Below are 26,514 nucleotides of genomic sequence, written 5' to 3' on the forward strand. Positions count from 1 at the left end.
AAATGGGGCGCCGACACCCGGGTGCGTCCTCCAGACTCAGCCGGGTGTCCGTCACCTCCCTGCCCTCCGGGCTGACCTCGCGCCCGATCACCCTCGCCGACGCCGCCGCCGTCTTCGCCGTCATCGCCGAGCAGGAGCAGCACGACACCGGCACCGTGGAGGTCGAGGAGGCCGACCTCCTCGCCGACTGGGGACGGCCGTCGTACGACCTCGAAGCGAGCTCGGTCGCGGTCCTCGACGGCGAGCGGATCGTGGCGTACGCCGAGCACCTCGGCGAGGAGAGGTACGACGCCGCGGTGGTGCCGTCGTACCGCGGACGCGGGATCGGGACCTGGCTCGCCGGCTGGGTCCAGCAGCTCGCCCGCAGCCGCGGCATCGCGATCGTCGGCATGCCGGTGCCCGAGGGGTCGGACGGCGACCGGTTGCTGAGCGCCCTGGGATACGCCGTGCGCTGGACCAGCTGGGTGCTGCGGCTCCCGGAGGGCGCGCAGGTCGCCGAGCGGGCCCTGCCCGCGGGCTACGCGCTGCGCGCGGCGACGCCCGCCGACCGCGAGCAGGTCTGGACGGTCACCGAGGACGCCTTCCTCGAGTGGTCGGTGCGCGAGCGGGCGAGCCTGGCGGACTTCGGCGCCCAGGTGTGGGGTCGCCCCGGGTCCGAGCCCTGGCAGCTGCAGGTCGTGACCGGCCCGGACGGCGACGTCGTGGGGGTCGCCCACGCCTGGAACGCGGGCACGGACACCTTCGTCTCCAAGCTCGCCGTGGCCCGGACCCACCGCCGCCGCGGCCTGGCCCAGGCGCTGCTCGTCGCCGCCTTCGCCGCCGGCCGGGAGCGCGGGGCGACGTCGTCCTCGCTGTCCACCGACTCCCGCACGGGAGCGCTCAGCCTCTACGAGAACGTCGGCATGCGGGTCGAGGCGACCTGGGTGCACCGCGCGGTACGGCTGGGCTGACCCGGACGACGGATAGGGTCGCCCGCATGGGCGAGGTGTTCGCGGGACGCTACGAGCTGCTGGACCCGATCGCCGCGGGCGGCATGGGCACGGTCTGGCGGGTGCACGACCGGACGACGGGCGACGTCAAGGCCGCGAAGATGCTGCGCCAGGCCGATGCGGCGATGCTGCTGCGCTTCGTGCGCGAGCAGTCGGTGCGCATCGACCACACCCACGTCGTGACGCCGCAGTCGTGGGCGGGCGTGGACGACCGGGTGCTGTTCACGATGCCGCTGGTGCGCGGCGGCTCGGTCTCCGGGCTGATGAAGCGCAACGGCGGGACCCTGCCGCCGCGCTGGATCGCCGTGCTGACCGACCAGACCCTGCAGGCGCTGGAGGCCGTGCACCTCGCCGGCATCGTGCACCGCGACATCAAGCCCGGCAACCTGCTGCTCGAGCCGACCGGCCGTCACCGGCCGCACCTGCGGCTCACCGACTTCGGCATCGCCGTGCCCAGCGACGAGCCGCGGCTGACCCACGTGGCGATGATGATCGGGACGCCCGGCTACATGCCGCCCGAGCAGTACCGCGGCGCCGACCCCGACCCCAGCGCCGACATCTACGCGCTCGGCGTCGTCGTGCTCGAGATGCTCACCGGCCGTCGGCCGGCCGCCGACGGCGAGCCCGGCCCGATCGACGTCGCGGCGCTGCGCACCGGCAGTCCCGAGCACGACGCGGTGCTCGAGGTGGTCGCCGCCGCCACGGCGTACGACGCCGCACAGCGCCCCTCGGCCACCGAGCTGCTCGCCCACCCGGCGCTGCGGGCCCTCGTCGCGCGCTGGGACGACCCGGCGCTGGCCGACCGGCTCGAGGTGGTGGACGAGTACCCCGCCGCCCCGGACCCGACGCCGAGCCGGGCGACCATGGCCTACCCGCCGCCCCCGCCGCCTCCGAGCACGCCGGTCCCGACCGCGGCCGCGACGGCCGCCGTGACGACGTACGGCGCCCCGGTCACCGCCAAGCGTCCGGTCGACGCGTTCGTGCTGCTGGGCGTGGGCGTGCTCGGGCTCGTCGTGGCGCTCCTGCTCCTGCTCGGCTGAGCCACGAGCTCGTCGGGTAGCCGCGAGCGCCAGCGAGCGGCGTGTCGAGACGCCTCGAGTGCGTCTCGACACGGCCTCGGCTAGCGCCTCGGCCTACTCGACGACCTCACCGCCCGGAGCCGGACGAGCCCGGCGCCGAGGCAGGCGACGCTGGCCGCGGCCAGGCCGAGTCCGGCCCAGTGCCGGGTCGAGAACCAGCCGTCGCCGCCGACGGGGCTGCCCGAGGCGACGGCTGCGAAGGTGTCCTCGCCGACGAGGAACGGCCGGTCCGGGGAGTAGCCGTCCAGGCTGGTCTTCTTGTCCTGCGAGACCACGACGCCGTCGTACGTCGGGGCGCTGCCGCCGTGGTGGCTGATCGCGACGGTGAGCCTCACCGGGACGGCCACCGCCTTGCGCTCGTCGGTCTCGGGTCGTGGGGAGACCGCGAGCGAGACCCAGTAGTCGCCCGGCAGCCGGTCGTCGACCTGGCGCACGGGGAAGCCGGATCCGACCAGGACGGTCGGGTCGCGGTCCGCGGACTCGGCGAGGTACTGGCCGGTCGGGGAGTCCTCGGCCTCCGAGTCGGCGTGGACCAGCCGGCCGCGCATCGGGTCGACGAGGTGGAGGGTCAGGTTCGGGCCGCTGTAGGCGAAGGCCTCCTCGTCCTTCGCGGCGGTCACGTCGACGCGCACGACCGGCAGGTCGCCCCAGGTCAGGGGGATCCGCCACAGCTGCTCGCTGCCCTCGGGGATCGTCGTGCTGACCGTCGCCGGGCCGTCCTGGGCGTCGATCTCGGGAGCCTGGTCGAAGGACGCCGCGCCCTTCAGCGGCTCGGACCTCCCCGCCTCCGGCCGGTCGTACGACGGCGCGTCGTCCGCCTTCTCCTCGCCGGTCCCCGACGACGGGGCCTCCTCGACGACCTTGATCACGTAGGGCAGGTCGGTGGTCGGGGAGGCGTACCCACGGTTGACCTGGATCTGCACGGTGCCGGCGTCGCGGCAGGTCTCGCCGGTGCTGCCGTCCTCGCCCCCGACCACGACCCGGGCGCCGATGACGGCCTCCGGGACGCTGCTCTCGGCGTTGTCGCTCTCGTCGCCGCAGCCGGTGAGGTCGCTCGACCCCTCGGTCGCGACGCCCGCGAGCACGCGGATGCTGTCGCTGCTGTCGCCCTGCGGCGCACCCAGCACCCCGATGTGGACCCGGCTGCCGTTGATCCGGCGCTGGTAGCTGAAGTACTGCGGGTACGACGGCGACAGCGTCGTGCGCCACAGGCCGGGCGCCAGGGCGGTCGGGGTCTCGGGGCTGGTGCTCGCCTTCGACGGCAGCGGCTCGCCGCCCAGGTCGACGCCGGTGGTGGCCGCGGCGGCGCCGTACCCGGTCGTCAGCGCCAGCCAGGCCACGGCGGTGGCACTGGCGAGCAGGGCGGGAGCGCGTCGCGGACTCACGCGTGAACTGTAAAAGATCGAGACCGCCCCAACCGGACCGGCTCGTCGCGCGTCCTCCTGTGAGCACCACACCGACACGCAGGAGAGGATGGCCACCATGGCGCTGCGCGCATCTCGGGGCCCGACGGACGAGGAGTTCGCCGAGCTGGTCCACGTCGCCTGGCCGGGGCTGTACCGCACGGCCCTGCTGCTGGTCCGCGACCACGCGCTGGCCGAGGACCTGGTCCAGACGGCGCTGGCCAGGACGTACAGCCGATGGTCGGGGATCAGGGACGTGGGCGCCGCCCGGGCGTACGCGCGTCGGGCGCTGGTCACCACGGCGACCAGCTGGTTCCGGCGTCGCTCGTTCCACGGCGAGCGGCCGACCGCGGAGCTGCCCGAGCCGGACACCGACCGCGACCCCCGCGGCCCGACGGGCGATCGGATCGACCTGCTGGCGGTGCTCGCGCAGCTGGCTCCGCGGCAGCGGGCGGTCGTGGTGCTGCGCTACTACGACGACCTGTCCGTCGAGGAGACCGCCGACCTGCTCGGTGTCACCACCGGAACGGTGAAGAGCCAGACCTCGGCCGCGCTCGACAACCTGCGGCGCCTGCTCGGGGACGGCGTCGACCTCCCCGACGAGACGCCGACCAGCACGACCACCACGATCACGACCGGAGGCCACCATGGCTGAGCGCCTCACCGACCTGCTCCACCACACGGTGGACGGCGTGCCCGTCCCCCACCCGGACGCGTTCGCCATCGCCGCGGCGGGCCGCGCGCGTCGTACCCGGCGCCGGGTCGGGACCGTCGCCCTCGCTGCGGCCGTCGTCGCGGTCGTCGGGGTGGGCGTCGCGGTGGTCGCCGGGCTGGACGACGGGCCGGCCCGCAGCTCGCAGGTCGCCACGCAGGACCCGGCCGGCAAGGCGTACGCCGAGCTGGGAGCCTTCTCCGTCGGCGAGCACGTCTCCGTCGGCGACTCCACGGTCGAGCTGTCCCCCGCCCCTCACCACCTGGCCCAGACGTCGGTCGGCGTCGTCACCCAGCAGCACGGCGGCGACGGTGCCCCGTTCCGGCTGGTCCGGCCGGACGGCGAGGTGAGCCCGCTGTCGATCCCGGCCGACGCGTGGAGCGTCTCCGGGGACCCCCACCATCCCCGGGTGGCCTGGCTGGTCCCGCTGCAGAACGAGGGGTGGGTCCACGTGTGGGACGTCGTGGGCGACCAGGAGCTCGCCTCCCTGCGGGTCGAGCTGCCCGGCGACACCCCGGAGGGCGGCAAGTCGGGCCTGCGGGAGGTCCAGCTGGACGGGGACTTCGTCCACGTCGGGACCGACGCGCGGACCGTCCACCGGGTCGACTGGCGCACCGGTGAGGACCAGGAGCTGCCCTTCTCGCCGGTCGACGTGCACGACGGCGTGGCGACGTCGTTCGACGACGACGGGCGCTGGACGCTCGTCGACGCCGCGACCGGCGAGGTGGTCCGCGACCTCGGCCGCCGGATCGAGACGGTGAAGCTCTCGCCCGACGGCGAGCACGTCCTCGTCGTGCGCTTCGACGACAACGGGTCCAGGGCGAGCATCGAGCCGACCACGGGCGGGACCGCGGTGGAGCTGCCGGGGTTCACCGGCCTGAGCAGCTGGACCGTCGGCGGCCGGGTCGTCGGGCAGCTCGACCGGGAGCCGGCGACGCTGCGCCGGTGCGACGTCGACGGCGCGTGCACCGACGCCACGGTCTCGTGGATCGACGACGCGAACCCGATCGTGCTGCCGGCCGACTACCTGATGGTCGGCTGAGCCATCACCTCTCGCGCGAGCAGCGCGACGTGGAGGGCGAGCACGTTCTCCGGGTCGGCCAGGTCGATGTCGACGACCTGGCCGATCCGCTGCAGCCGGGCGTAGAGCGCCGGCCGCGAGATGTGGCACAGCTCGGCGGTGCGGACCTTGTTGCCGCCGGTGCGGCAGTACGCCGCCAGCGTGCTCGTGAGCTGTTCCCCGGTCCGCGCGTCGTGGGCGAGCAGCGCGCCGAGCTCGCGCTCGACGTACTGCTGGACGCGGGGGTCGTTCTGCAGCAGGTGGAGCAGGCCGCGCAGGCGCAGGTCGTAGAGGCGGACGGCGCGGGGCGGGTCGGTCGGCGCGGCCGAGTCGGCGACGACGAGGGCCTCACGCACGCTGCCGCCGGATCCCGCGACGTCGTCGACGGCCGAGCCGACGCCGACGACCAGGCGGGCCCCGGTGCGGGCCAGCCGCTCGACCAGCCGGTCGGTGACCGCGTCGGCCGCGCCCGGGGCGTGGGCGACCAGGGCGACCACGCGCTCGTCGTCGACGAGGCCGACCAGCCCGCTGGTCCGGCGTACCCGCAGCTCGTCGAGCAGGTCCGCGGCCACGCCGCGCAGCTCGTCGGCGTTGCCCGGGCCGGGCAGCCGGACCACCATCGCGGTGACGTGCCGGCCCTTCCAGCGCAGGCCGAGCGACGTGAGCCGGGAGGCGAGGTGGGGGACGTCGACCCCGGCGGCGAGCTCGGTGAGCAGCGTGCGGTGGGCCTGGAGCTCGAGGTTCTGGGCGTCGCGGTCGATCAGCCGGCCCATCGCCAGTGCGGTCGCGCCACGCTCGAGGAGCATCCGCTGCCGCGGCGTGACCGCCTCGCCGGTGCCGTCGGCGAGCAGCACGAGACGGCCGAACCGCCCCGGCTCCGGGCCGACGTCGACGGCTGCCCCCCGACTGTCCGGGCCGAGCATCCGGGCGCTGCGGGAGCGCCGTTCCCAGTCGCCGATCACCGCGTCGTGGTCGCGGCCGGAGGTGTTGTAGGCGATGACGTGGTGGACCAGGTTCTCGAACACCACGGGCCGGTCGGCCATCTCGGCGACCAGGTCGACGACCTGCTGCGGCCGGGCCCGGCCCAGGGTCAGCCGGGTGAAGGCACGGTGCGCCTCCTCCGAGGCCTCGAGCTCGGCGAGGTGGGAGTTGACGACGATCTGGTGCACCGCCTGGGTGACCGCGACGAACGAGGTCTCGCGCCGGAAGGCCACCAGCGGCAGGCCCTGGGCCTCGGCGGCGGCGACGAGGGCGTCGGGCAGGGCGTCGGTGTAGCGACGGCCCAGCTCGATGGCGAGACCGGCGATCCCGACGGCGACCAGGCCGTCGACGTAGCGCCGAAGGGCGCCCGGGGACGACGGCAGCGCGATGCCGGTCGTGAGCAGCAGCTCGTCGCCGCTGAGCAGCTCGGCGATGTCGCTCAGCTCGCTGACGTGGACCCAGCGCACGGGGTGGGAGAGCCGGTCGGGGCCGGCCACGACGAGCGGGTCGCCGCGCTGGAGCTCGGGCAGGGCGAGCACCTCGGCGAGGGTGGGCAGCACCGCCGCGACCTCCTTGTCACAATGTCAACCAGCGCGTGTGATCGAAGACAGTCTGCCACTGGTCCGCACCTGCCTGCGGGCCTACGGTCACGAGCATGACCGTGACCTCCATCCCCCACTGGCTCGACGGCGCCCGCCTGACCGTCGACGGCGCCCGCACGGGCGACGTGTTCAACCCCGCGACCGGTGAGGTCACCGGTGCCGTGCAGCTCGCCGACGCCGCCCTCGTCGACCGGGCCGTCGCCTCGGCCACCGCGGCCGGCCGCGAGTGGAGGAACAGCTCGCTGGCGCGTCGTACCCAGGTCCTGTTCGCCTTCCGCGAGCTGGTCCGCAGCCACGCCGACGAGCTGGCCGCGGCGATCACCGCCGAGCACGGCAAGGTCCTCGACGACGCGGCCGGCGAGGTCGCCCGCGGCCTCGACAACATCGACTACGCCGTCGGCATCGCCGAGCACCTGCGCGGCTCGTTCTCCTCCGAGGTCGGCACCGGCGTCGACGTCCGCTCGATCCGCGAGCCCCTCGGTGTCGTCGCCGGCATCACGCCCTTCAACTTCCCCGTCATGGTGCCGCTGTGGATGTGCGCCAACGCGATCGCGACCGGCAACGCCTTCATCCTCAAGCCCAGCGACCGCGACCCGTCCGCCTCGCTGCTGCTCGCCGAGCTGTGGCAGCAGGCCGGCCTGCCCGACGGCGTGTTCACCGTGCTCCAGGGCGACGCCGGCACCGTGCAGGAGCTGCTCGCCCACCGGGGCGTCTCGGCCATCAGCTTCGTCGGCTCGACCCCCGTCGCCCAGAGCGTCTACGAGGCCGGCACCCGCGCCGGCAAGCGGGTCCAGGCCCTCGGCGGCGCCAAGAACCACATGATCGTGCTGCCCGACGCCGACCTCGGCATGGCCGCCGACGCCGCGATCTCGGCCGCCTACGGCTCGGCCGGCGAGCGCTGCATGGCCGTGTCCGTGCTGGTCGCGGTCGGCGACGTGGCCGACCAGCTGGTCAAGGAGATCGAGACCCGCGCCCTCGACATCACCGTCGGCGACGGCACCGTCCCCGGCACCGGCATGGGTCCGCTGATCACCGGCGCCCACCGCGACCGGGTGGCCGGCTACATCGACGCCGGCGCCGAGGCGGGCGCGACGGTGGTGCTCGACGGTCGTCGTACCGACGTCCCGGAGTCGGGCTTCTTCCTCGGCCCCTCGCTGATCGACAACGTCACCGAGGAGATGTCGGTCTACCGCGACGAGATCTTCGGGCCGGTCCTCTCGGTCGTGCGCGTCGACACCTTCGACGAGGCGATCGACCTGGTCAACCGCAACGAGTTCGCCAACGGCGTCGCGCTGTTCAGCCGCGACGGCGGCGCGGCACGCAAGTTCGAGCGCGAGATCGAGGTCGGCATGGTCGGCGTCAACGTGCCGATCCCCGTCCCGGTCGCGCACTACTCGTTCGGTGGCTGGAAGTCGTCGCTGTTCGGCTCGCACCACATGTACGGCGCCGAGGGCATCGAGTTCTTCACCCGGGCCAAGGTCATCACCTCGCGCTGGCCGGACCCGGCGACGTCGACCATCGACCTCGGCTTCCCGCGGAACCGGTGACGCCATGACCACCATCGACCAGGGCATCACCACCGGCTCCGGCGTCGACACCGTCGTCGCCGACGACCGCGCGCACGTCTTCCACTCGTGGTCGGCGCAGGACAAGATCAGCCCGCTCCCGGTCGCCGGCGGCGAGGGGTCGCGGTTCTGGGACTACGAGGGCAAGACCTACCTCGACTTCTCCTCGCAGCTGGTCAACCTCAACCTCGGCTACCAGCACCCCGCGCTGGTGGCGGCGATCCAGGAGCAGGCCGCGCGCCTGTGCATGGTGCAACCGGCGTTCGCCAACGACGTGCGCGGCGAGGCCGCCCGGCTGATCGCCGAGCGCGCCCCGGGCGAGCTGAACCACGTGTTCTTCACCAACGGCGGCGCCGAGGCCAACGAGAACGCGATCCGGATGGCGCGGCTGCACACCGGCAGGCACAAGGTGCTCTCGACGTACCGCAGCTACCACGGCGCCACCGCCGGCGCGATCGCCCTGACCGGCGACCCGCGGCGGTGGCCGTCCGAGCCGTCGATCCCCGGATCGGTGCACTTCTGGGGCCCGTACGCCTACCGCTCGGCCTTCCACGCGACCTCCGAGGCGGAGGAGGGCGCCCGCGCACTGCAGCACCTCGCCGACACGATCATGGTCGAGGGCCCCTCGACCATCGCCGCGATCATCCTCGAGACGGTCGTCGGCACGAACGGCATCCTGGTGCCGCCGCCGGGCTACCTGGCCGGCGTGCGCGAGCTGTGCGACCGGCACGGCATCGTGCTCATCGCCGACGAGGTGATGGCAGGCTTCGGGCGCTGCGGCGAGTGGTTCGCGATCGACCACTGGGGCGTCGTACCGGACCTGATCACGTTCGCGAAGGGCGTGAACTCCGGCTACGTGCCGCTGGGCGGCGTCGTGATCTCGGAGTCGATCTTCGACACCTTCCGCGAGCGCGCCTACCCCGGCGGCCTCACCTACTCCGGCCACCCGCTGGCCTGCGCCGCTGCGGTCGCCTCGATCAAGGTGATGTCGGACGGCGTGCTGGACCACGTGAAGGAGATGGGGCGTGACGTGATCGCGCCCCGGCTCGCGGAGCTGGCTGCCCGCCACCCGTCGGTGGGCGAGGTCCGCGGCCTCGGCATGTTCTGGGCGGTCGAGCTGGTCCGCGACCGCGCGACCCGCGAGCCGCTGGTGCCGTTCAACGCCGCCGGCCCGGACGCCGAGCCGATGGCCCGGTTCACGGCCGCCTGCAAGGAGCGCGGCCTGTGGCCCTTCGTCCACTTCAACCGCACCCACGTCGCCCCGCCCTGCACCACCACGCGGGAGGAGCTGCTCGAGGGCCTCGACATCCTCGACCAGGCCCTCGACGTGGCCGACGAGTACTACACGGGCTCCTGAGGTCCGCCGACCCGGCAGAAACTGGCCCGGAAACGGGACCGACCCGGCAGAAAGTGGCGTTTGGTCAGGCCACTTCGTGCCGGGTCGGCGTCTTTTTCGAGCCAGCTCGCGCCGGGTCGGCGTGGATCAGGAGCCAGTTCCTGCCGGGTCGGTGTCCTCGGGGTCGGTGTCCTCGGGGTCGGTCGACCGGGTGGGGCCGTCGGCGAGGATGCCGTAGAGGCTGCGGCGGGCCTCGACCAGGACGTCGACGGCGGCCCGGCGCTGGGCGTCGGAGCCGGCGGTGACGATCTGCCAGACCGCGCCCATGACCTGGCCGATCTCGGCCTTGAGGTCGGCGTGGCCCTGGTCGGCGGGACCGGCCTGGGCCTTCTCCCGCGAGCGGTCGAAGGGTGCCCAGACGGCGGCGAGCTCGTCGGCGTGCTCCTCGCACCAGGCCGCGCCCGCCGCGGTCAGCCGCATGGCGCGGCGGCCGCGGGTCTCGTCGATCTCGACGAGGTCCTCGTCCTGGAGCTGCTGGACGGTCGGGTAGACCGAGCCGGGGCTCGGCTTCCAGACACCGCCGCTGCGGTCGGTGATCGCCTGGATCACCTGGTAGCCGTTCGGCGACTCCTCGCGCTGGTTGGCGTCGCGGAGCACGTCGAGGATGGCCGAGCGGACGTCGCCGCGGCGCACCCGCGGGCCGCGCCCCGGCTCGGGGCGGCCCATGCCGAACAGGCCGGCGAGCCACGGCGGCGGCAGGCCCGGTCCACCCGGGCCGAAGCCCGGGCCTCCGTGGCGGCCGCGGCCACGGCCGGGCTCGCCCCACTCCCAGCCGGCCCAGGCGCCGCCCCAGGGGCCGGGGCCACCGCCGCGGTTGCGGCGCTGGAAGCCCCGGGGCTCGGAGCGACCCCAGGGGTCGCGGTCGTCGTACGGACGTGAGTTCTCGTGGTGGTGTCCCATGACGGGACCTCCTTCGGTTGCGGGGGCCTCGTGAGCCCGGATTCGGTTCGAGATACCGCGAGAACAGTTCGTGTTCGTATCGCGATATATCGCAACCGTACGCCGAGATTCTCCCTCACGCAAGGGAGACGGGCAGCCCCTGGTGACCCAGACGTGGTCACCAGGGCTGCGGCTCAGCGGGCCAGCCAGGCGGCGTACGCGTCGAACGAGGACGGCCGGCCGAGGAAGTCCGCGACCAGGTCAGCGGCATCGCCGGCACCGCCGGGGACGAGCACCCGGTCGCGGTAGCGCTGCGCGACCTCGGGGGTGAACAGGTCCGACTCGTCGAAGGCGCTGAACATGTCCTTGGCGATCACCAGCGACCACATGTAGGTGTAGTAGCCCGAGCTGTAGCCACCGAGGTGGCCGAAGCTGGCGAACATGTGCGTGCCGGGGAGGTAGGGCAGCGCGGCGTACCTGTCCTGCAGCTCGACCATCCGCGTCGTGAGGTCGGGGGCGTCCTCGCCGAGGACCCGGTCGGCGTGGAACCAGTACGACATGGCGGCGTAGAACATCTGGGTGCGGGCGTAGATGCCCTTGCCGTAGTCGTCGGCGGCGCGCATGGCGGCGACCAGGTCGGCGGGGATCGGCTCGCCGGCTGCGTCCGTGGCGAAGGTGCGCAGCACGTCGGCGTGCCAGGCCCACTCCTCCAGCATCTGGCTCGGCGCCTCGACGAAGTCCCACTCGGTGGCGACGCCGGCGTAGCGGTACCAGTCGCCGTGGCCGCCGAGGACGTGGTGCAGCAGGTGGCCGAACTCGTGGAACAGGGTGACCACGTGGTCGTGCTCCATCAGGCCGCGGGCGAAGTTGCAGACCAGCACGCCCTCGGGCAGCTGCTCGCCGGCGACGCCGTCGGTGAGGGTGAACTGCGCGGCGTGCTTGTACTTGCCCTCACGCGGGTGCAGGTCGAGGTAGATCCGGCCGATCCGCTCGTCGTCGCGCACCACCTCGTAGACCGTGACCTCCTCGTGCCACACGGGGACGTCGACCCGCTCGTAGCGCAGCCCGAACAGCCGCCCGGTGACTTCGAGCAGCCCGTCGCGCACCTTCGGGAAGTCGAAGTAGGTGCGCACCCGCTGGGAGTCGACGTCGTACCTCTCGGCGCGGACCAGCTCGGCGTAGTGGTTGTAGTCGTAGCTCGGGACCTCGGTCGCGTCGGGGAAGTCGCGGCGGTAGCGCTCGAGCAGCTGGGCGAGGTCGCGCCGCATCGGCTCCTCGGCCGCCTCGACGATCCGCTCGATGAACGCGGGGATGGCCGGGCCGTCGCCGATCATCTTCACGTCGGCGTCGTAGGACGGCCAGTCGGCGTACCCGACCGTGGTGGCCAGCTCGTGGCGCAGCGCGAACAGCTCGCTCAGCAGCGGTTCGGTGGTCGGCCAGCCGCGGTCGAGGAAGGCGATGGTGACCTCGCGGCGGACGTCCTGGTCGCGGGTGAACATCCGCACCGGCACCGAGTCGGGGTAGTCGGTGGTCACGGTGACCATGCCCTCGTCGTCGACCGGGTGCGCGGCGAGCCAGTCGTCGGGCATGCCGGCGAGCTGCTGCGGCGTGACCCGTACCGTGCGGACGTCGTCGCGGATCACCCGGCTGAACTCCTGGTCGACCTCGGTGATCCGCTCGCGGATCGCGGCGATCCGGGCGCGGGTGGCCTCGTCCTTGTCGACGCCGGAGCGGCGGAAGTCGTCGCGCACCTTCGCCAGCAGCCGCGCGGCCAGCGGGTCGTGGGCGACCGCGCTGTCGCCGATGGCCGCGAGGACGTCGTACAGCTCGCGGTCGAGGCCCCAGGCCGTGCCGATCCGCTGCGCCTCCTGCTCGGCGGCGTCCGCCAGGTCGCGGACCTCGTCGGAGGGGTGGACGTTGCCGAACAGCGAGCCCGCGGCCGCAGCGTTGCCGAGGTGTCCGGCGGCGCGGTCCCACTGGCGCAGGACGTCGACCGGTTGCGTCGGCGGAGCCGTCCGCAGTCCGTCGACCAGCTCGCTCGCCCGCGCCAGCTCGGACTGCGTGCGCTCCTGGAACCAGGCGGGCCAGTCGGCGGCGGACGTGGGCAGGGCGAGGGGAGCCGGCGTCATGGCGAAAGCGTACGAGTGCCCTGCGTGCCGACCTGTGTCGATATCGGGGAGGTACGGCGGACTTCGCGTGGACGGGCTGTGGATCGCCACCGAGCAGAGTTCTGGTCATCACCACCGCCGCTGCTCACGACGAGCACGACCCAGGAGAACCACCGTCATGCGCCTGTCCAGCAAGATCCTCGTCCCGCTCGCCACCCTGTCCGCCGCCGGCGCCATCGCCGTGGGCTCGGGTGCCACCTTCACGTCGCAGTCGGGGAACACCATCAGCGCGGTCACCTCCGGCACGCTGGCGCAGGCCAACTCCAAGGACGGCGGCGCGATCTTCGACCTGACCAACCTCAAGCCGGGCGACACCCTCAACGGCACCTTGTCGCTGACCAACACCGGCAGCCTGCCGGCGTCCTTCAGCCTCACCGAGACGTCGTCGACCAACGGCTTCACCGGTGACAACCTGAGCCTGTCGGTCACCAACACGACCACCGGCGCCACCGTCTACAACGGCACCTTCGGCGGCCTGGTCGACGGCGCGAAGACGGACATCGGCGTGATCCAGCCGGGCGCCGTCAACAGCTTCCGCTTCACGGTCAAGCTCGCGACGACCGCCCCGAACGCCGACCAGGGCAAGGCCGCGTCGGCCGCCTACCAGTGGGACTCGGTCCAGCTCAGCGGCGACACCGTCAACAAGTGATCTGATCATGGCCGTCCACCGTCATCCGTCCCGCCCGCGCGTGGCCCGTCGCGTCGCCAGCAGCATCGGCACGTTCGCGCTGGTCGCCGTCTCCCTCGCGGCCGTCGCGTTCGTGCTGCCGGCGGGCCTGGGCTTCCAGCGCTACGTGATCACCGGCGGCTCGATGAGCGGGACCTACGACAAGGGCTCGGTCGTCTTCGAGCGGACGGTGCCGGCCGCCGACCTCGAGGTCGGCGACGTCATCACCTACCAGCCGCCGGCCGCGTCCGGCGTGACCACGCTGGTGACCCACCGGGTCATCGGGATCAAGCACGACGCGCAGGGCCGGCAGGTGCTGCGCACCCAGGGCGACGCGAACCCGGACCCGGACCCGTGGCGGTTCTCGCTGACCGCGCCGGAGCAGCCGGTGGTCGCGTTCTCCGTGCCGTACGTCGGCCGCGCCCTGATCGCGCTCGCCGACCGGGACACCCGGATGCTCGTCATCGGCGTCCCGGCGGCCCTGGTCGCCCTGCTCAGCCTCGGCCAGCTCGTGGCCGCCCTCCGCTCCCGTCCTGACCCGGCGCTGGGGGGTCGAGTCCGGACGGCCTGACGGCATCGTGCCGTCGACTGGGGACAGCCGGGCTCGCGTCTGTGGGAACGCGGGCCCGGCGCCCCCCTTTTTTTGTGGAGATCGCGTGACCCGCCCGTGGATGTCCCGTGGCTCCCTCCTCCCTAGCGTTGAGGACGACCTCCTCCGCCTCACCCCGTCACGAAGGACGCCCTCGAATGCGACTCCCGACCACCCTGCGCCTGGCCGTCCTCGGCCTGCTCGGCGCATGGCTGGTCCTGGCGTCGACGGCGTCCTCGGACGCGACGTACGTGCGGTCGACCACCAACACCGCGACCGTGCGCGCCGCGGCCGACTGGACACCGCCGGCGCTCGCCCTCGCCCAGCCTGCGACGCCGGTCCAGGGCACACTCACCCTGACCGCGAGCGCCACCGACGCCGAGTCCGGCCTCGCCTCCGTCGTGTTCCAGTACCTCGCACCGGGCAGCAGCTCGTGGACGACGGCGTGCACGACCACCACGGCGCCGTACGCATGCGCGTGGGACACGCGCGCCGGAGCGGACGGTGGCTACGACCTGCGGGCCCGTGCCGTCAACGGCGCGGGCTACACCACGGTCTCCGACGTCGTCTCGACCACCGTCGCCAACAACGTCCTCGTCGTGCTCGCCAACCCCGGCGAGGTCGTCCGCGGCACCGTGTCGCTCAAGACGAGCGTCTACAACGGCGGCGCGCTGCCGTGGCTGGTCACCGTGCAGTACACGACCAGTGGCGGCAGCAGCTGGAAGACCCTCTGCTCCGGGCTGAGCGCGCCGTTCACCTGCTCCTGGCCGACGACGGCCTTCAGCAACGACTCCTTCGACCTGCGTGCGGTGGCCACCGCCGGACCGACCTCCAGCATCTCGGCCGTCGTCGGCGACGTGCTCGTCGACAACGCGGCGCCCACGGTCACGATGGTCGACCCCGGCAGCCCTCTCAGCGGCACGACGACCTTCACCGCGACCGCGAGCGACGCGGGCGCAGGCGTCCAGCAGGTCGTGCTCCAGTACGCCCCGAGCGGCGGCGGCTACCAGACGCTCTGCACGCTCACCGCGGACCCCTACTCCTGCCGGTACGCCACGACCGCCCTGGCCGACGGCAGCTACGCGTTCCGCGCCGTCGCGACCGACGTCGCCGGCAACACCGCCACGTCGTCGGCCGTGACCGGACGCGTCGTCGACAACACCGTCTCCTCGGTGTCCCTCGACGACCCCGGCGCCTTCCTGTCGGGCAGGGCGACGATCACCGCGCAGGCCAGCTCGACCTCGGGCATCGCCTCGGTCCGGATCCAGTACGCCGTCGGCGGCACCACGTCGTGGACCGACCTGTGCACCGCGACCGCCACGCCGTACGCCTGCACCTGGGACACGACCACGGTCCCCAACGGCTCCTACGACCTGCGGGCCGTGCTGACCGACGGTCGGGGCGCGACGTCCACCTCGGCCGTCGTCAGCGGTCGCAAGGTCGACAACAGTCGCCTCCGTGCGGTCGACGTGCAGACGGCCAACGGCGACGGGACCGCCGGCCACGTCGACGCGGGCGACACCTTGACCCTGACCTACGGCGACGTCGTCGCACCGGGCAGCATCACCGCCGGCTGGACCGGCACCGCACTGCCGGTCACCGTGCGGCTGCGCGACGGCAACCTGCTCGGCGGCACCAGCAAGACCGACGCGATCGACGTGCTGCGCAACGGCGCCGCGGTCCAGCTCGGCTCCGTCGGGCTGCGCGAGGACTACGTCAAGGGCCGCAAGACCGCGCAGCTCAACGCCACGATGACGGCCACCACCGTCACCGTCGACGGCGTCGACCGCACCGTCGTGACCATCACGCTCGGGACCCTCGCGAGCGGCGGCGGGCTGCGCACCGTCACGACGCCCTCGACGATGCTGTGGACACCGTCCACGGCAGCGCAGTCCCCGAGCGGCGGCGCGTGTGCCGCGACCCCGGCCACCGAGTCCGGCGCGGCGGACCGGGAGTTCTGATGGGCGCGCACACCCGGGGCTCGTGGACGGCCGCCGTCCTCACCGCGCTGCTCGGCGTGGGCCAGCTCGGCTGGGCGGTCGGCGGCGACCGCGCGACGACGACCGCGCTGGTGCTCGCCCCGCTCAGCCTGCTGGCCGCAGCGGCGCTGGCCCGGGTCAACTGCCTCGAGAGCCGACTGGCCGTGGTCCTCGTCGCCACCGCGCCGATCCTGCTCACCGCCCTCGCCCTGACCATCGGGCTGCCGGGCCAGTCCCGGCAGGTCTTCGACGCCGCCGCCCTCGCCGGCCTGGTGGTGCCGTTCGGCGTGCTGGTGGCGATCGACGCCGACCGCCGGATCCGCACCCGCCGGGCACGCACGACCGGTTCGCGCGACGACGACCCCTGGAGATCCCGTCAGTAGGTGCCGTCGGCGCGGGCGTCGCGAGACGCGGGTGCTGGCCGGGCGGCGGAGCGATGTCGTGCTGGCCTGCCCATCGAGCGACGCCAAGGCCGCCAGCGCCCGTGTGTCGCGGCGCGCAGCAGGCGCCACCTGCTGGCGGGATCTCCTATGCTCGGTGAGGTGCCCGTGCGCCTGCTGATCGTCGAGGACGACGACGCCATCGCCGCGCCGCTCGTGCGCGCCGTCCAGCGCGAGGGGTACGACGTCGACCGGGTCGCGGCCGGCCAGCCGGCGATCGACCAGGTCGCTGCTGGCGGGGTCGACCTGCTGCTGCTCGACCTCGGCCTGCCCGACATGGACGGGCTCGACGTGTGCCGGCGGGTCCGCGCCGACGGCTTCGAGGGCGGCATCGTCATCCTCACCGCCCGTGCCGGCGAGCTCGACCGGGTCGTGGGCCTCGACGTCGGCGCCGACGACTACCTGGCCAAGCCGTTCAGCCTCTCCGAGCTGCTGGCCCGGGTGCGGGCCCTGCTGCGCCGCTCGCACCGGCCGGCGGTGGTGGCGCAGCCGGGCGACGTACCCGTTGCCCCGGAGGCGACCGCCGGACCGTCAGCGACCGGGGACGTGTCGTTCCGCGTCGACCGCGACGCCCGGCGGGCGTGGGTCGGCGGGACCGAGCTGTCCCTGACCGCCAAGGAGTTCGACGTCCTGGCGCTGCTCGACGAGCGCCGGGGAGCGGTCGTGACCCGCGAGGACCTGATGGCGCAGGTGTGGGACGAGAACTGGTTCGGGTCGACCAAGACGCTCGACACCACGGTCGGCCGGCTGCGCCAGAAGCTGGTCGACGGCTCCGCACCGATCCGGCTCGACACCGTGCGCGGGGTCGGGTTCCGGCTGGAGGAAGGCTGATCGATGGCGCCGTCGCGAGACTCGGGTGGCGAGTGCGCCGGCACGGCGCAGGCGGGATCGACCGGCGTCGCTGCACAGGACGCCGCGGCCGATGCGTGACCGGCTGGTCCTCGCGTTCGTCGGCCTCACGGTCGCGGTGATCGGCCTGTACGGCGTGCCCCGCGCCTACTTCCTCGCCGACCTGGTTCGCGACCAGGCCCGGACCGACCTGAAGGGCAGCGCCGCGGTGCTCGAGGACCTGGTCGCCGAGCGGCAGCGCACGGGCGGCGAGGTCGACGCAGCACTGCTCCGGGGCGGCCTGGTCGCGGCCGACCGGGTCGAGCTCGACCCACCTGCGGGGAGCACGCTCGTCGTGGGCGACCCGGCGGCCGGCACGGAGGGCGTCACCGTCGCCCGCGACCTCCCCGACGGGAGCACGCTGCGGCTCACCGTGTCCGGGGAGTCGATCGGCGCCAGCATCCGCGAGGCCCTGCTCCCCCTGGTCCTCCTGGGCCTGGGGCTCGCGATCGCCGCCGCCGGGCTGGGCGCCCTCATCGCCCGCCGGCTGTCGCGGCCCTTCCAGGACCTCGCGCAGTTCTCCCGCGACCTGGGTCACGGACGGTTCGACCTCGACGTGCCGACGTACGCCGTTCCGGAGGCGGACGCGATCGGCGCCTCCCTGCGTGGCGCGGCCAGCCAGCTCGACGGACTCGTGCGGCGAGAGCGCGAGTTCGCCGCGAACGCCTCCCACCAGCTGCGCACCCCCATCACGGCGCTCCGGCTCAACCTCGAGGACCTCACCCTGTGGCCGGAGACCGACCCCGCCGTCGCGGCAGAGCTCGAGCGCGGCCTCGGCGAGCTGGACCGGCTCAGCGGCGCCATCGACGAGCTGCTCGACCTGGCCCGCGGGCGGCGGATCGAGGCCCAGCAGGTGGTCGACCTCGTCGCCGTGGTCCGTGCGGGCGAGGCGCGTTGGTCACGGCACCTGGCCGCGGAGGAGCGCGAGCTCGTGGTCGGGCAGGTGGGACGACGCTCGCGCACCCGGGTCCCGCTCGGCCCGCTGGAGCAGGTCCTCGACGTCCTCGTCGACAACGCCCGCAAACACGGCCGCGGCACGATCACGGTCGAGGTCCGCGACGCCGGCACCCACCTCGAGATCGTGGTCGGGGACGAGGGCACGGCGCAGCTGGGCCCCGAGGTGTTCCGGCGCGGTGTGAGCAGCGGGTCCGCCGGCTCCGAGGGGATCGGCCTGGCCGTCGCCGCGGAGCTCGCCGAGGTCTGCGGTGGTCACCTGTCGCTCGACACGACGTCGGCCACCACGCGGTTCGTGCTGTGGCTCCCGCCCCGCGACCGGACCGTCACCCGGCCAGCTGTCCCCGCTTCCTGAGCAGGAAGGCGCGCTCGGCCTGGTTGTCGCACACGGCCAGCGCGGCGTCGTACTGCTCCCGGGACGCGGCGCTGCGACCCAGCCGGCGCAGCAGCTCGGCACGGGTGGCGTGCCACGCGTGGTAGCCCTCGAGCGGCAGTCGCTCGACGATCGCGAGGGCGACCTCGGGGCCGTCGAGCTCGGCGACGGCGACCGCGCGGTTGAGGGCGACGATCGGCGACGGGTCGATCCGCGCGAGCTGGTCGTAGAGCGCGACGACCTGGGACCAGTCGGTCGCGGCGGCGGTCGGGGCGTCGGTGTGGACGGCGTTGATCGCAGCCAGGACCTGGTAGCGCCCGGGCCGGTTGGCGGCGAGGCAGGCGCGCACCAGGTCGTGGCCCTCGGCGATCAGGGCACGGTCCCAGCCGCCACGGTCCTGCTCCTCGAGCGGGACCAGCTCCCCACCCCGCACCCGTGCCGTACGGCGCGCCTCGGTCAGCAGCAGCATCGCCAGCAGGCCGGTGACCTCGAGGTCGGCGGGCAGCAGCTCGTGGAGGATCCGGGCGAGCCGGATCGCCTCGCCGGTGAGCTCCTCGCGGATCGGGTCGCCGTCACCCGACGACAGGTAGCCCTCGTTGAAGATCAGCAGCAGCACCGCGAGCACGGCACCGACCCGCCCGGGCAGGTCCGCGGCCTCGGGCACCCGGTAGGGGATGTTGGCCCCCTTGATCTTGCCCTTGGCCCGGGTGATCCGCTGCGCCATCGTCGTCTCCTGGACGAGGAACGCGCTGGCGATCTCGGCGACGGTGAGGCCGCCGAGCAGCCGCAGGGTGAGCGCGATCCGTGCCTCCGGCGCGAGCGCGGGGTGGCAGCAGGTGAAGATCAGCCGGAGCCGGTCGTCCTCGATGACGCCGGTCGGCTCGTGGGGTGTGTCGTCCTCGATCATGACGGCGGCCTGGTGCTTGCCGTCGCGGAGCTTCTCGCGGCGCAGGCGGTCGATCGCCCGGTTCCCGGCCGTGGTGGTCAGCCACGCTCCGGGGTTGGGCGGTACGCCGTGCGCCGGCCACTTCTCGAGTGCGGTGACGAGCGCCTCGCCGGCTGCGTCCTCCGCGAGGTCGATGTCGCCGAAGCGGCGGACCAGGGAGGCGATCAGCCGGCCGTACTCGTCGCGGAAGATCCGTTCGACGGCCGCGCGGGCGTCCTGGCTCATTCGGCCTGGAAGGGACGGACCTCGACCTTGCCCTGGCAGGCCTTCGAGCCCGCGGCGGCGTACCTCATGGCGGTGTCGTGGTCGGGGACGTCGATGATCCAGAACCCGCCGATGTGCTCCTTGGTCTCGAGGTAGGGGCCGTCGGTGACGACGGGCGCGTCGCCGGTGCCGTCGACGACGGACGCGGACGCGACGGTCTCGAGCCCGCCCGCGAACACCCAGACGCCGTCGGCCTGGAGCTGCTTGTTGAACCGGTCCGTGTCGGCGAACATCTGCTGCATCTGATCGGGGGTGATCTGCGCGTAGTCGTCCTCGTTGCCGTGCACGGCCAGCAGGTACTGCGTCATGGGGATCTCCTGGTATCGGTCGGTGCGGGGCGGTCCCGATGACCGCCTCCCACCCCCTCCACGAACGGGGGATGCGCGATACGACAGCCTTTCACGATCCGTCCTCGCGCGGGTGCGACGTCAGGCCAGTCGCTCGGTCAGGTGGACCTCGACGGTGTCACCGGCGCGCTTTCCCGAGTCGACCCGCAGTGCGTCGGCGACCGGCAGCTTGTGCGTGCCGTCGCCGAGCGCCATGAACGACGTCTCGAACGGCGTGCCGTCGACGGTGCCGCGGACCTTGACCCGGCCGCGGGTGCCGAACCGGTCGACCGACTCGGGCCAGACCACGTAGGTCCAGCCGCCCTTCGCCTCGCTCCGGCGCAGGGTCTCGGTGAAGGTGATGTCGAGCGGCCCGACGCCGCTGTGCTCAGGTGTGCTCATGGTGGTGCGGACCGTCGCCGTGAGCGGGACTCATCGCGTGGCCGCGGGTGGGCCCGTTGGTAGCCTTGCGCGGTGACGAGCCCGGAGCAGCCCCTGCATGTCGGACGGCCGAACATGGGGAGCCGCGAGAGGTTCCACGAGCTCGTCGACGGCATGTTCGACCGGGCCTGGTTCACCAACAACGGGCCGTTGGTGCAGGAGTTCGAGCAGCGCATCGCCGAGCACCACCAGGTCGATCACTGCGTCGTGATGTGCAACGGCACGATCGCGCTGGAGATCGCGATCCGGGCACTGGGCCTGACCGGCGAGGTGATCGTGCCGTCGTACACCTTCATCGCGACCGCCCACGCGTTGTCGTGGCAGGGCATCACGCCGGTGTTCGCCGACATCGACCCGACCACCCACAACCTCGACCCGGCCGCGGTCGAGGCCGCGATCACGCCCCGCACGACGGGCATCATCGGGGTCCACCTGTGGGGCCGGCCCGCCGACGTCACCGGGCTCACCGAGGTCGCAGAGCGCCATGACCTCAGGCTGCTGTTCGACGCAGCCCATGCGTTCGGGGTCAGCATCGGGGAGACCATGATTGGCAACTTCGGCGACGCCGAGGTGTTCAGTTTCCACGCCACCAAGTTCTTCAACAGCTTCGAGGGCGGCGCGATCGTCACCAACGACGCCGAGCTGGCCGACAAGGCCCGGCTGATGCGCAACTTCGGGTTCGCGGGCTTCGACGACGTCGTCCACCCGGGCACCAACGGCAAGATGGTCGAGGTCTGTGCCGCGATGGGCATCGTGAACCTCGAGGCGATCGACGAGGTGATCGACCGCAACCGCCGCAACCACGAGTCCTATGCCCGCGCCCTCGCGGGTGTGCCGGGTGTCGAGCTGCTGCCGGTCGGGGGCGACGGGCAGCGCAACTACCAGTACGTCGTCGTGACGGTCGCACCCGACGCCGGCGCGTCCCGCGACGAGATCGTCGCTGCGCTCCAGGCGAACGGAGTGCTGGCCAGGCGCTACTTCTGGCCGGGCTGCCACAACATGGCGCCCTACAAGGCGCTGTATCCCTGGGCAGGTTCGCGGTTGCCCGTGACTGAGCAGGTCGCCGACCAGGTCGTCGTGCTGCCGACCGGCACGGCCGTGACCGATCCCGACATCGACCACATCGCCGACGTCATCCGTCGCGTCGTCACCGGAGCAAGGAGCGCATCGTGAGCCCCGACCGCGAGCTGGTGCTGGTGGGCGCCGGAGGCTTCGCCCGCGAGGTCGCCGACCTCGTCGTCGCACTCAACGACGCCGGGCCGCACCGGATCAGGTTGCTGGGCGCGGTCGCCGACCCGCTGCCCGAGGACGGGCTCATGGAGGCACGCGGGGTCCCGGTCCTCGGCGGCCTGGCGGAGCTCAAGGCGATGCCGGCGTCGGTGGAGTACGTCGTCGCGATCGGCAACGGTGACGTCCGGCGCCGCATCGTCGCCGAGCTCGGCGACCGGACCGCGGCGACCCTCGTGCACCCCAACGCGTACGTCGGCGGGCAGGTCGAGATCGGCCCCGGGGCGATCATCTGCTCCCACGCCAGCGTCACCAGCGACATCACGATCGGTGCCCACGCCCACGTCAACCTGAACTGCACGATCGGCCACGACGCGCGGATCGAGGAGTACGCGACCCTGTCCCCCCTGGTCGGCATCTCCGGGTACGTCGTCATCGGTGCAGGGGCCACCCTCGGCACGGGGGCGGTCGTGATCCCCCACGTCACGGTCGGCGCGGGCGCCACCATCGGCGCCGGTGCGTCGGTCGTCCGAGACATCCCCCCGCACTGCACCGCGGTCGGCGTACCGGCGAAGGTCATCAGCGCCCCCACCCCCTGATGACGTCCCGGGCAACGCGGCTCCGTAGCCTGTTCCGGTGACTCTTCGCGGGATGCTGGCCGACACCCGGCCGCTGCAGAACCCGCACTTCCGGCGCCTGTGGTCGGCCAACATCATCACGGTCGTCGGCGCGCAGCTCACGGTGGTCGCGGTGCCGGCCCAGATCTACGCCGACACCGGCTCGTCGGCGTACGTCGGCCTGACCGGAGTCTTCGGCCTGGTCCCCCTCGTCGTGTTCGGCCTGTGGGGCGGCGCGCTCGCCGACCACTTCGACCGGCGCACGATGCTGCTCGTCACGACCTGCGGCCTGATCGGCACGGCAGCGCTGTTCTGGCTGCAGGCGGCGCTCGGGATGAGCAACGTGTGGGTGCTGCTGGGGCTGTTCTCGGTGCAGCAGGCGTTCTTCGCCGTCAACCAGCCGACCCGTTCGGCGGTGCTGCCGCGGCTGCTGGACGACGCGGTGCTGCCCGCCGCCAACTCGCTCAACATGACGGTGATGCAGGCCGGCGCGATCGGCGGACCGCTGATCGCGGGCATCCTGATCCCGTTCACCGGCTTCGCCTGGTTGTACGCCGGCGACGCGATCTCCCTGCTGGCCACCCTGTGGGCGGTGGTCCGGCTGCCGTCGCTGCCCATCGAGGGCACCACCACCGGGACGCCGGGGCTGCGCTCGGTGATCGAGGGCATCGCCTACCTGCGCGGGCAGCCGGTGCTGATGATGTCCTTCGTCGTCGACATCATCGCGATGGTCTTCGGCATGCCGCGGGCGCTGTTCCCCGAGATCGCGCACGAGAGCTTCCTCGGCCCCGACGAGGGCGGCCTCGCGTTCGCCCTGCTGTTCGCCGGCATCCCCGCGGGTGCGGTGCTGGGCGGTGTCTTCTCCGGCTGGGTCTCGCGGGTCACCGCGCAGGGCCGGGCGGTGGTGTGGTGCATCGTCGTGTGGGGCCTGGCGATGGTCGGCTTCGGCCTGGCGGTGCTCGGCGCGGACACGAGTCCCGGGGCCGCGCGCGGCTGGCTGGTGGTCGCCGTCCTCATGCTCGTCGTCGGCGGTGCCGCCGACATGGCCTCGGCCGCCTTCCGCACCTCGATGCTGCAGAGCGCGGCAGCCGACGAGGTCCGCGGCCGGCTGCAGGGCATCTTCATCGTGGTCGTCGCCGGCGGACCCCGGATCGCCGACGTCGCCCACGGCGCCACCGCCGCGATGGTCGGTACGGCGACCGCGGCGGCCGGCGGCGGCGTGCTGGTCGTCGTGCTGGTGGTCGTGGCGGCGCTCGCGGTGCCGACGTTCGTGCGCTACCGGATCACCTCGACGACCGCCTGAGGCCCACCCGCCTCCCAGCCCCGCCACGGGCTGCGCGGCGTGGCGCGGTGGTCCGGGTCGACGCCCACGATCCGGCCGCCCGGCAGGATGAGCGTGACGTGGCGGTCCTCCTCGTCGAGGTGGGCGTGGGCGGCGAGGTCGGGCGGGAGCCGCCAGGCGCCGGCGTCCCAGTCCCATGCCGACGAGTGGCCGTGCACCTGGCTGAACGGCAGCGTCTCACCGGCCCACGAGACCGCGAGCTCGCTCGCGGCGGCCGCCCACAGCGGCCCGGCCAGCGGGTCGGGATCGCGGCCCTGCATCATGCAGCCGGCCCGGAACAGCGCGGGGTCGTCGCCGAGCCCGCGGATCGCGGTGACCGCCTCCCGCACGGTGGCAGGAGCACCCAGCACCGAGACCCAGAAGCCCGACGTCACGCCGGCGTGGGTCACCAGCAGCTGCTCACCGTCGACGGACAGCCCGACCGCAGCCACCATCAGCCCCTCGCGCCACCACGCCTGCACGCGGTCGGCCGCACGCGGGTCCAGGGCCGGTGACCACTGGAAGGCGGCCCGGCGGACGTACTGCGCCTCGTGGTTGCCGATCAGCTGCACCCACTGCCCGGGCTGCTGGCGCAGGTAGCCGTCGACCTGGCGCACGACCTCCTCGGAGTCCGGGCCACGGTGGACCAGGTCGCCGACCTGCACGACGCTCAGTCCCGGGGGCAGGGGGCCGCGCCCGTCGTCCGGCACGCCGAGCCGGGCCAGCTCCGCGCGCAGCTCGCCGAGGTGCCCGCCGACGTCGCCGATCACGGCGACCCGTGGGTGGTCGATCCCCGGGCCGGTCATCGGCCCCAGCGCTCGGGGTCGTCGTACAGCGCGATGTTGTCCATCCGCCGCTGGGCGGCGGCGATCTCACGGACCGCACGGGTGATGATGCTGCGGTCGATCGCGGAGACCGCGTGCAGGTCGACCAGGTCGCTGGGGGCCAGGCCCTGCTCGAGCTGGCGCAGCTGGTGGCGCAGCCGGACCCGCTGCAGCGCCTCGAACACCTCGACCAGGGCGAGCGCCTGCGGTGCCGGGAGCGCCGTCGTACCGGACGCGGCGCGGAGCCGCTCGGTCGTCGGCAGGGCAGGCGAGCCGACGCTGAGCGCGGCCCACCGGGCGAGGTTGACGATGGGCAGCAGGGCGTGGGACTTGAGGTCGAACCGGTCGCGGCGGCGGCCCGACACCAGCTCGCGCAACGAGCGCATCCGGGCCCGCCGGGACAGTGACTCCTGGAGCAGCAGCCGCATCGTGCCGGGGTGTCCGCGCATCCCGGCCACGACCTGCGCGACCGCGGGCAGGCCGGGGTCGCCGTAGATCGGGCGGCCGTCGACGAGCAGCGAGGTCATCATCGCGCCGTTGTTGCGGTCCGGCGCGGCGAGCCACTGCTCCCCCGCCGCCCGCCAGGCCGCGTTGGTCCGGGAGAAGGCGTCACGGGCCGCGGTCGCGCCGTGCTGGTCGCCGGTGAGGCCGGCCGCGGCGAGCGCGTCGGCGATCTCGGCGAAGACGTGGCGGTAGCGCACGATGTCGTCGGCGGTGACGGCGTCGTCGAAGGCGGCGGCCGAGTCGATGTCGGAGCTGGGGACCGCCTCGCCGCGGCCGTTGCTGCCGAGCGAGAGCCAGGTGAACGCGTCCGGGTCGAGCGCCGGGTGGCGGGCGAAGGCGAGCTCGATCATCCGGCGCACGGTCGTGTCGAGCATCGCCGTGTGCACCCGGATCACCTTGCCGGACGCGAGACCGCCGTCGAGCAGGGTCGCCAGCACGCCGGGGATCCCGCGCGCCCGCTGCTGCAGCTCCTCGACGCTCGCGGCGCGACGCAGCTGCTCGTGCAGCGACACCCCGGCGGTCGTCGAGGACACCACGAAGTCGCGCGGCTCGACGGAGCCGCGCAGGGTGCCGTCGCGGTCGACGACGAGCACGTAGTCGGCCTTGCGGTCGAGCAGCAGGATCAGTGCCTCCGCGGCCGAGGAGCCGCTCACCACCTGGTGCGGGGTCTCGCCGGCGACCAGCTCACCCACCGCGGTCTCGGCCGTCACGTCGCCGGCCAGGACCCGCTCGCGCAGCACCCGGTCGGTCACCATCCCCCAGCCCGCGGGCAACCGGACCGCGGCGTACCCGTGCCGCGCAGCGGTCATCGCCCGCGCCACGTCGACCACCCGGTCCGCGGGGTCGACGACGACCGGCTCGCTGACGACGAGCTCGTCCACGACGACGTAGGCCGGGGAGTCCGCGGCAGGCGGCCCCGCCAGCCGGTCCGGTACGACGACCGGCCGGTCCCCCGCGAGCAGCTCCGAGACCCGCGCGGCGGGGAGCCGGATCACCGTGACGGGTCCGGCGGCGACGGCGAGCGGCCCGATCGCCCGCCCGGTCAGGGTCGCGTCGAGCCCGAACACGTCGTGCCGCCCGAGGACGAAGTCCGGCTGGTCCGGCTCGCCCTCGGGGTCGACCCACAGTGCGACCTCGCCCGCCACGACGACGAAGACGTGGCGCGGGGTGGCGGTGAACGCGTCGAGCAGCACCTCCTGGTCGGCGTGCTCCTCGACCTTGGCCGCGCTGGCGAGCGCGGCGACCTCCGCGTCGGCGAGCTGGTCGAACGGTGGGGTGGCCCGGAGGGCGGCGAGCACCTCGGGCGAGGGAACCGGCACC

Annotated in this window: 24 protein-coding genes; 15 read left to right on the forward strand and 9 right to left on the reverse strand. The window is 73.5% G+C overall.

The window, feature by feature from the left end:
- The first annotated feature begins 44 nt into the window (after positions 1-44).
- Complete coding sequence (locus BJ958_RS18730) at positions 45-950, forward strand: GNAT family N-acetyltransferase (RefSeq protein WP_343052731.1); 906 nt, start codon at positions 45-47, stop codon at positions 948-950.
- Between the two features lie 26 nt (positions 951-976).
- Entirely contained in the window at positions 977-2,029 is a 1,053-nt protein-coding gene (locus BJ958_RS18735) for a serine/threonine-protein kinase (RefSeq protein ID WP_179728400.1), read from the forward strand.
- A gap of 80 nt (positions 2,030-2,109) precedes the next feature.
- On the opposite strand, the gene BJ958_RS18740 is transcribed toward BJ958_RS18735, so the two are convergent.
- A complete protein-coding gene (locus BJ958_RS18740) occupies positions 2,110-3,453 on the reverse strand; it encodes a hypothetical protein (RefSeq protein ID WP_179728401.1) in 1,344 nt (447 codons plus the stop codon).
- 97 nt (positions 3,454-3,550) lie between these two features.
- Here BJ958_RS18740 and BJ958_RS18745 point away from each other — a divergent pair, with 97 nt between their 5' ends.
- Both BJ958_RS18745 and BJ958_RS18750 read left to right on the forward strand, forming a co-directional pair.
- Positions 3,551-4,126, forward strand: a complete 576-nt coding sequence (locus BJ958_RS18745) for a SigE family RNA polymerase sigma factor (protein WP_179728402.1) — start codon at positions 3,551-3,553, stop codon at positions 4,124-4,126.
- Positions 4,119-5,225 (forward strand): WD40 repeat domain-containing protein, encoded by a 1,107-nt coding sequence (locus BJ958_RS18750; RefSeq protein ID WP_179728403.1) that lies wholly within the window; start codon positions 4,119-4,121, stop codon positions 5,223-5,225. Before BJ958_RS18745 ends, BJ958_RS18750 begins: the two co-directional genes overlap by 8 nt.
- Here the strand turns inward: BJ958_RS18750 and BJ958_RS18755 are convergent.
- Positions 5,207-6,784: a PucR family transcriptional regulator ligand-binding domain-containing protein gene (locus BJ958_RS18755; RefSeq protein WP_179728404.1), complete on the reverse strand. Its 1,578-nt coding sequence runs from the start codon at positions 6,782-6,784 to the stop codon at positions 5,207-5,209. The two genes, BJ958_RS18750 and BJ958_RS18755, sit on opposite strands and share 19 nt — an antisense overlap.
- Positions 6,785-6,879: 95 nt before the next feature.
- On the opposite strand from BJ958_RS18755, the gene BJ958_RS18760 reads away from it, so the two are divergent.
- A complete protein-coding gene (locus tag BJ958_RS18760; RefSeq protein WP_179728405.1) occupies positions 6,880-8,373 on the forward strand; it encodes a CoA-acylating methylmalonate-semialdehyde dehydrogenase in 1,494 nt (497 codons plus the stop codon).
- 4 nt (positions 8,374-8,377) lie between these two features.
- A complete protein-coding gene (locus tag BJ958_RS18765; RefSeq protein WP_179728406.1) occupies positions 8,378-9,748 on the forward strand; it encodes an aspartate aminotransferase family protein in 1,371 nt (456 codons plus the stop codon).
- A 126-nt stretch (positions 9,749-9,874) separates the two neighbouring features.
- Here the strand turns inward: BJ958_RS18765 and BJ958_RS18770 are convergent, their stop codons facing one another.
- Positions 9,875-10,687 (reverse strand): PadR family transcriptional regulator, encoded by an 813-nt coding sequence (locus BJ958_RS18770; RefSeq protein ID WP_179728407.1) that lies wholly within the window; start codon positions 10,685-10,687, stop codon positions 9,875-9,877.
- 173 nt (positions 10,688-10,860) lie between these two features.
- A complete protein-coding gene (locus BJ958_RS18775) occupies positions 10,861-12,795 on the reverse strand; it encodes a M3 family metallopeptidase (RefSeq protein WP_179728408.1) in 1,935 nt (644 codons plus the stop codon).
- A 157-nt stretch (positions 12,796-12,952) separates the two neighbouring features.
- Between BJ958_RS18775 and BJ958_RS18780 the strand changes: the two genes are divergently transcribed.
- The 6 genes from BJ958_RS18780 to BJ958_RS18805 all read left to right on the forward strand — a co-directional run bounded on the left by BJ958_RS18780 (position 12,953) and on the right by BJ958_RS18805 (position 18,706).
- A complete protein-coding gene (locus BJ958_RS18780) occupies positions 12,953-13,483 on the forward strand; it encodes a TasA family protein (protein ID WP_179728409.1) in 531 nt (176 codons plus the stop codon).
- Between the two features lie 7 nt (positions 13,484-13,490).
- Entirely contained in the window at positions 13,491-14,072 is a 582-nt protein-coding gene (locus tag BJ958_RS18785) for a signal peptidase I (protein WP_179728410.1), read from the forward strand.
- Between the two features lie 176 nt (positions 14,073-14,248).
- Positions 14,249-16,051, forward strand: a complete 1,803-nt coding sequence (locus BJ958_RS18790; RefSeq protein ID WP_179728411.1) for an Ig-like domain-containing protein — start codon at positions 14,249-14,251, stop codon at positions 16,049-16,051.
- The gene (locus BJ958_RS18795) at positions 16,051-16,452 is read left to right on the forward strand and encodes a hypothetical protein (RefSeq protein ID WP_179728412.1); all 402 of its coding nucleotides are present in this window, start codon (positions 16,051-16,053) and stop codon (positions 16,450-16,452) included. Before BJ958_RS18790 ends, BJ958_RS18795 begins: the two co-directional genes overlap by 1 nt.
- Before the next feature lie 159 nt (positions 16,453-16,611).
- Positions 16,612-17,340, forward strand: a complete 729-nt coding sequence (locus tag BJ958_RS18800) for a response regulator transcription factor (RefSeq protein WP_425489773.1) — start codon at positions 16,612-16,614, stop codon at positions 17,338-17,340.
- Positions 17,341-17,431: 91 nt separating this feature from the next.
- Positions 17,432-18,706, forward strand: a complete 1,275-nt coding sequence (locus BJ958_RS18805) for a sensor histidine kinase (protein ID WP_179728414.1) — start codon at positions 17,432-17,434, stop codon at positions 18,704-18,706.
- Here the strand turns inward: BJ958_RS18805 and BJ958_RS18810 are convergent.
- From BJ958_RS18810 to BJ958_RS18820, 3 genes are all read right to left on the reverse strand, one after another.
- The gene (locus BJ958_RS18810; protein ID WP_179728415.1) at positions 18,678-19,895 is read right to left on the reverse strand and encodes an RNA polymerase sigma factor; all 1,218 of its coding nucleotides are present in this window, start codon (positions 19,893-19,895) and stop codon (positions 18,678-18,680) included. The genes BJ958_RS18805 and BJ958_RS18810 overlap by 29 nt on opposite strands.
- Positions 19,892-20,242, reverse strand: coding sequence for a YciI family protein (locus tag BJ958_RS18815; protein ID WP_179728416.1), 351 nt, complete (start codon positions 20,240-20,242; stop codon positions 19,892-19,894). Before BJ958_RS18815 ends, BJ958_RS18810 begins: the two co-directional genes overlap by 4 nt.
- Positions 20,243-20,362: 120 nt before the next feature.
- Positions 20,363-20,662: a DUF1905 domain-containing protein gene (locus tag BJ958_RS18820; RefSeq protein ID WP_179728417.1), complete on the reverse strand. Its 300-nt coding sequence runs from the start codon at positions 20,660-20,662 to the stop codon at positions 20,363-20,365.
- Positions 20,663-20,734: 72 nt separating this feature from the next.
- Here BJ958_RS18820 and BJ958_RS18825 point away from each other — a divergent pair, with 72 nt between their 5' ends.
- The 3 genes from BJ958_RS18825 to BJ958_RS18835 are packed head-to-tail and all read left to right on the forward strand — an operon-like array spanning position 20,735 to position 23,848.
- Positions 20,735-21,874, forward strand: coding sequence for an aminotransferase class I/II-fold pyridoxal phosphate-dependent enzyme (locus tag BJ958_RS18825; protein WP_218865863.1), 1,140 nt, complete (start codon positions 20,735-20,737; stop codon positions 21,872-21,874).
- Positions 21,871-22,527, forward strand: coding sequence for a NeuD/PglB/VioB family sugar acetyltransferase (locus BJ958_RS18830; RefSeq protein ID WP_179728418.1), 657 nt, complete (start codon positions 21,871-21,873; stop codon positions 22,525-22,527). The genes BJ958_RS18825 and BJ958_RS18830 overlap by 4 nt, the downstream gene beginning before the upstream one ends.
- Positions 22,528-22,564: 37 nt before the next feature.
- Positions 22,565-23,848: an MFS transporter gene (locus BJ958_RS18835; protein WP_343052732.1), complete on the forward strand. Its 1,284-nt coding sequence runs from the start codon at positions 22,565-22,567 to the stop codon at positions 23,846-23,848.
- On the opposite strand, the gene BJ958_RS18840 is transcribed toward BJ958_RS18835, so the two are convergent.
- Both BJ958_RS18840 and BJ958_RS18845 read right to left on the reverse strand, forming a co-directional pair.
- Entirely contained in the window at positions 23,821-24,672 is an 852-nt protein-coding gene (locus BJ958_RS18840) for a metallophosphoesterase (RefSeq protein ID WP_179728419.1), read from the reverse strand. The genes BJ958_RS18835 and BJ958_RS18840 overlap by 28 nt on opposite strands.
- Entirely contained in the window at positions 24,669-26,513 is a 1,845-nt protein-coding gene (locus tag BJ958_RS18845; protein WP_179728420.1) for a putative nucleotidyltransferase substrate binding domain-containing protein, read from the reverse strand. The genes BJ958_RS18840 and BJ958_RS18845 overlap by 4 nt, the downstream gene beginning before the upstream one ends.
- Position 26,514: the final 1 nt, after the last annotated feature.

The organism is Nocardioides kongjuensis (genome assembly GCF_013409625.1).
GTDB lineage: Bacteria > Actinomycetota > Actinomycetes > Propionibacteriales > Nocardioidaceae > Nocardioides > Nocardioides kongjuensis.